The sequence below is a fragment of the Alishewanella sp. WH16-1 genome, assembly GCF_001441695.1.
Classification (GTDB): domain Bacteria; phylum Pseudomonadota; class Gammaproteobacteria; order Enterobacterales; family Alteromonadaceae; genus Alishewanella; species Alishewanella agri.
Window position 1 is genome coordinate 1 of sequence record NZ_LCWL01000121.1, and the last position, 5,258, is coordinate 5,258.

The following is a 5,258-nucleotide window of genomic DNA, read 5'->3' on the forward strand; positions in this document are numbered from 1 at the left end:
AATTTGTGGGGATCCCTCAGACCCATCGTCTTAAAATATAGTTTGAAAGCCTAAAGTTACCAGAATTGTACTGTTTAAAAAATGACAAACCGATAAAAAATCCGCTTAATACAAAAAAAACGGTTACACCATGTGAACCATAGCCGCTTAAAACAACACGAAAAACTTTTTCAAGAATGCCATTAGCTGTGTTTTCATCATAAAAACCAAAAAATCGAGAAATGCCATGACCGAGTAGTACTGCAAATGCAGCAATAAACCTTATGTAGTCAAACGTTGTTGATGCAAATCCATCTTTAATTAATGTATTCATTTAGTTCCTTGCAAAAACAGTATTAGGTTTTTTTTCATTCAGGCTAAAAATTTTGTTTTTTTTAATTTCTTAAAGTGTAATGATTTTTTATGAAATTTAAATTTTATAAAAAATAAATTTTTATTTTTCCTGTTGAAAGGTTTAGATTTATTTATAAAATCTCTGTTTTCATGCAATGCATTAATAAATTATAAGTGTGTTCTGGGTTTTTTTCTGTTGCTCTTTTTTTATTTGAAATTCTATTAATTTCGCGAGATTTTTTGATTGCTTTAAAAATGGCATTTTTAATAAATTCTTTTCTTAAAAAAAGTTTTCTATTAGGTAAACAGTATTTTATCATTGAATATAAATGCTTGGGTAAACGGGTGAAGTTGTGTGGGAATTCTCTGTTAAGCATCCAAATAAAGTGATTAGTATAGCAGCCAAAATACCAGTTCACTCCTCTAGCGGATTGGTTTTCACATCCTCCATTTGCCGGCGCCCTGTGAAAAACTAAGATATCACTGCCAACTATTATCTTTCCGTAATGTATTGCAAAGAACTCAGCAATTTCCCAGTCAAAAGGTGCGAAAGGTTTAAGATAGTTTGAAGCAGCACCAGCCTTAACAAAGGTTTCACGTAAAAAGGATACATTTACTCCAGCTATCGTAGATGCACACCCTTTGCGTGAAGATGGAATCCAAACTCTATCTTTAGAGCTGGCGTAATAGCCACCTGCAACACCAATTATCTCTGGCATTTCCAGATATTTTTCTCGATGGGAATTGATCAAATTAAAATCAATATCTATATCATCATCAATAAAAAGTAAAATTTCACCTTTAGCAAGGTTAGCCGCTGTATTCCAGGCCAGTGTTACAGATGGAACTGAGCAATGATAGTAGCTGAAATTTTTATCAATTTTTAATTTTTCTATCGCAATCAAAATTTCTTCGGGCTTATAGTCTGTAGACTGATCAAATATTATCAATTCAGATTTATCATCAAGATATTTTAATACTTGAGGTAATGTTATTAGTAAATCTTCCATTCTATTGTAAGTTGGAATGATTACACTGCAACTAAGTTTTTTTGATTTCATTGGTTTTCCGGTTAAGTAATTTTATAAGCTTGCTGGAGAGGTAATGCAGTTCATAAACATGTTTTCTTAGTATAAAGCATGAGGTTAAGGTTATGATTGCGAATAAGCTTAAATAAATAAATGACCATAAAATAAAGTTAAAAAATTGATTTTCAATGCTTGCTGTTACATTACTTGCGATGGTAACTGACAAAAATGAAATAGTAAAAATTGCTAAGGATAAGCTTGTAATTTTAATGAAATTTCTCAAGCTCATCAAAATAATCGATGCCAGAAAAAAAATTAAAACTACTGAGATCGAATCTATTATAAGTTTTAATTTTGCTAAATCATCTACTTCAATAAACTGATATAGGTAAAATAAAATGCAAATAGTTAAAAAAAATGAAGTTTCAAAAATAAAAATTAGGTTTGTTTTTTTATAGATAAGAAAGCAGTTATTTGATTGGTTATATATTGCAAGCATCAGTGTAGCTATTGAGAAAATCTTCAGTAGGTTTGCATATTGAACCCACTTTTCTCCAAGAACAAAATTAATAATAAATTCCGAGTGTGAAAAAAGTAGTTGGCATATTGGTGCAGATATAAATAAAGTTATTAGCAAACTCACATTAAACATTTGTATGAAATATGTTTTATTCTCTTTTATGTTCGATAGTTGCGCCAGGAGAGGCTCTGTCATTGGTGTGACAAGATGTTGGCTTGGTATAAATGTCAGGTATTTCATGACATGATATGCACCGACAGAAGTCGCATCAAAAATTTTTGAAACAAAAATCATGTCAATTTGACTTCTAAAATATCCAAATACTGATGAAGGTAAAAGCCAGCCTGAAAAATTAAATTGATTTTTTAAATTTTTAAAATTTAAACTTGGTTTGTATGGTGCGATGACATAACTTCCTATCACTGGTCCTGTGTAGGCAATAAATTGTCCAACGATTAACGCCCAGTAACTTCTGGTTATGATTGCTGTAATGATGGCTGCAGCTGTGGCTATAAATTTTACGACTATAATGTTTTTAACTAATTTCCCATAGGTCTGATTTTTTTTCAGAAGATACACCTGTGGGTTTGTAGCCCCTGAAATAAGTAACATAACGGCAAGAACCATAAAGACTGGGATAAGTCTTTCATCATTAAAAAAGGATGCAAGAAAGGGTGAAACAACAAAAAAAACTATTGCTATGAGTGTTTTTAAAAAAATATTATATGTAAATGCGGTATTTAGAGTGTCTTTTGAAACCTCTTTAGAGGTAATGACATATTGCTCACTGCCTGTTACTGAGACAACTTCGACTAAACCATAGGCGAGGGTTGCGATTGCAACCAATCCAAAATCTTCAGGTGTTAAGATTCTTGCTAAAATAAGCGTACTTACTAAACCTACCAGTTTTTTGCTTGCAGATAAGATAATTAGTAAGATACTGCTGGAAAAAAACCTTTTTAAATTTGTCATTTAGGTGTTCTTTATTCCGAAATTGAATATATCAATATAAGTGGTGGATTTTTATATTTTCCAGCGTGTTCATCTGCGCCACCTAAGGTTAGTAAGATTGTATTGTTATAGTTATCGAACGTTGCTCCAATTATGGGTTTGAATTTTCCATTGGTGAAAACCGTATTGAGAGTACCTGATTCATAAGGTTTAATTTCATGTGGTTTTTTCAGACCAGCAATGACTTTTTCCCAATCTCTTAAGTCCCATAGCCAGTAGTAGTTTGTACTATCGTTTGGGTCATTTGAGCAAAAACCCGGGCAAGCGCCATTTTTTCTTTGCAGTTTATAACCTATACCACTTTTATGACCGCCGGAGCTGCCAAGAACCATATAGGTTCTGGTCTTAGGAACTACAAACCCATAAATCGGGCGGCTTAGCTCAGTTAATATTTTATTGGTTAAGCTTTTATTTAATAAGTCATTGCTGAGTGGATTTTCTATACTAAACAACTGCAGGGGAGTAAGAGGTATTTTTCCTGCGTTTAGATCAGCGTTAATAATATTTCTGATATTAACAGACAGCGCACTTGGCCCTATACTTAACCGGCCATTTATCGGGCGTCCATTGCCATTGCCGACTATTAAGTCAGCATTTAACTTAGGTCTCCATTCTTGGGGAATGGCAGAAATCCAACCTGCAGCTTTGGCCCCGTACTCTAATTGATAAAATTCTAAATTCTCTATGTCTTTTAGATTGCTGCTGTCCGATATCACTAAGGTTGTATTCTTTGCTTTTGCTTCTGCATCATAATATTTAATGGTATTTATAATAAGCCTGCCATAGTCATAGTACATACCAGTGATGCGATCCTGTCCATCAGGATTGGATGTTACCCGATTGAATATGCGGACAAACCCTTGAATAACTGAAGCTGTATTAAGTTGTGAGACATCTACTGCTTTACTTAATGCCGGAATACTAAATTCTGCTATTGCTTGTTGCTGATTATGGCCAGCAAAGAAAATAGAATGATTTCGATGGTTGTAAGCAAGGGTTCCATTCGCCCAATTTACATCTGATTCCCCAATAGTATTTGCAGGTAAACGAAACGCTCCCTGGTACACCAACTGTTCAATTGAAAAAAGTGGCAACTCCGTAGGGTCTGTATTAGCAAAGCTAGTGGTTGAACACAGTAAACAACCTAAGACCAGATAATGTCGCAGTGGTGCAATGCTATATGTCATTTTACTGTACCATCACCCTTAGCCTTTTAATCGTAGTTTAAACCAGGCACGTTCTTTGGCTGGGTTAAAACTGCTTAAGCCCTTAAGCAACCGCTTGCAGATCTGGCGGAGTAACTTGCCTTTCGTTAATACTCTGGATTTCTGTGCGTGTTGTGGTAAGTCTTGTTTATTGAAAAGCTTAGCATCGAGTGAGTGACTTAGGTGCGGTCCATGCACTAATAGTAAAATAATTTGTAGCCGCGCCAGTTGCCGTTCTGTTGAGTGTCTCAGTGTGTTTACTACATAGTTTAAAAAGAATGTGGCTTTTGTTTGATAGGCATCTGCATTAACCGGATCTAATGTTTTAGCAATAAATAACAGCATGGCTTTGCGTAAATCCTGAGCTACCCAAGTATGATTCGGGTATTCCAGCTGGTTGGCATTATCTAAAAATGGTTGCTCGTTTTGCAGCATCCAGCGGCTGTAGTGTATGTAACACTGCAGCGTATAGTGGTAGCTGGTATCAAATTGTTGATACTCCGCTTTAACTCGCAGAAAGCTTACTAAGCTGCTTAGCAGCACCAAATAATGCCAGCCGGTTTCAGCATCTAATAAATTATGCGCTGTAATATGGTCTTCTGGATGAAAGGTCGCCTTAATTACCTGTTCTGCCCGCGCTAACCAGTCTTTTTTGGGTTCCAGCTTGTGAGCATCCAGCAACACATTAATATAGTTGGCCGTTCCTCGGGTAAAAGGGTAGTGATTACAGGCTAAGGTTTCGCCGCGAAGTAGCGCTTTTAGTTTTGGTAGCTCTAAATCTTTTATAAAGAACAATTGTTCTAACAGACCTCCGGCACCCTCGTGGCTATAAACCATCCACTGTGCCAGTTCCAGTACGGCTGCTTTGGACTCCTGATTACCGGTAAGCACATAGTGATAGAGTAGGCCAGTGCTGTAACAATGCTCAGGCCCCGGACCACCACCTATTTGCCCACTGCCAGTGGGATCATTTTTTCTGGAGTAAGTGCGGTGTGTTGAAGTGTGGGCATCCACATAATGGTCAGTGTGCCAGAACAAACCATGGTTGTATTCATGCCGATCTTCAGTGGTATGGTAAATATCGATATCCGTTACATGGCGCGCCAGTTCATCCATCAGCCTGAACCAGCGTGGGTCGCCTGAGATAAAGAACTGGCGGGC

At 36.2% G+C, this 5,258-nt stretch carries 4 protein-coding genes and 1 pseudogene; all 5 read right to left on the minus strand.

Features of this window, described 5'->3' with window-relative positions; translation table 11 throughout:
• Nucleotides 1-16: 16 nt before the first annotated feature.
• Nucleotides 17-313 (minus strand): acyltransferase, encoded by a 297-nt coding sequence (locus tag AAY72_RS16575; protein WP_082628990.1) that lies wholly within the window; start codon nt 311-313, stop codon nt 17-19.
• 151 nt (nt 314-464) lie between these two features.
• Nucleotides 465-1,394, minus strand: coding sequence for a glycosyltransferase (locus tag AAY72_RS12475; RefSeq protein WP_057787879.1), 930 nt, complete (start codon nt 1,392-1,394; stop codon nt 465-467).
• Entirely contained in the window at nt 1,375-2,853 is a 1,479-nt protein-coding gene (locus AAY72_RS12480; protein WP_057787882.1) for an oligosaccharide flippase family protein, read from the minus strand. Before AAY72_RS12480 ends, AAY72_RS12475 begins: the two co-directional genes overlap by 20 nt.
• Before the next feature lie 11 nt (nt 2,854-2,864).
• Entirely contained in the window at nt 2,865-4,079 is a 1,215-nt protein-coding gene (locus AAY72_RS12485) for a hypothetical protein (RefSeq protein ID WP_156411333.1), read from the minus strand.
• Between the two features lie 18 nt (nt 4,080-4,097).
• Nucleotides 4,098-5,258: pseudogene (locus AAY72_RS16855) on the minus strand (hypothetical protein); the annotation flags it as partial.

Bases quoted from the DNA above. Each gene is read 5' to 3' on its own strand.
- AAY72_RS16575 (WP_082628990.1), bottom strand. From the start codon at position 313: ATGAATACATTAATTAAAGATGGATTTGCATCAACAACGTTTGACTAC.
- AAY72_RS12475 (WP_057787879.1), bottom strand. From the start codon at position 1,394: ATGAAATCAAAAAAACTTAGTTGCAGTGTAATCATTCCAACTTACAAT.
- AAY72_RS12480 (WP_057787882.1), bottom strand. From the start codon at position 2,853: ATGACAAATTTAAAAAGGTTTTTTTCCAGCAGTATCTTACTAATTATC.
- AAY72_RS12485 (WP_156411333.1), bottom strand. From the start codon at position 4,079: ATGACATATAGCATTGCACCACTGCGACATTATCTGGTCTTAGGTTGT.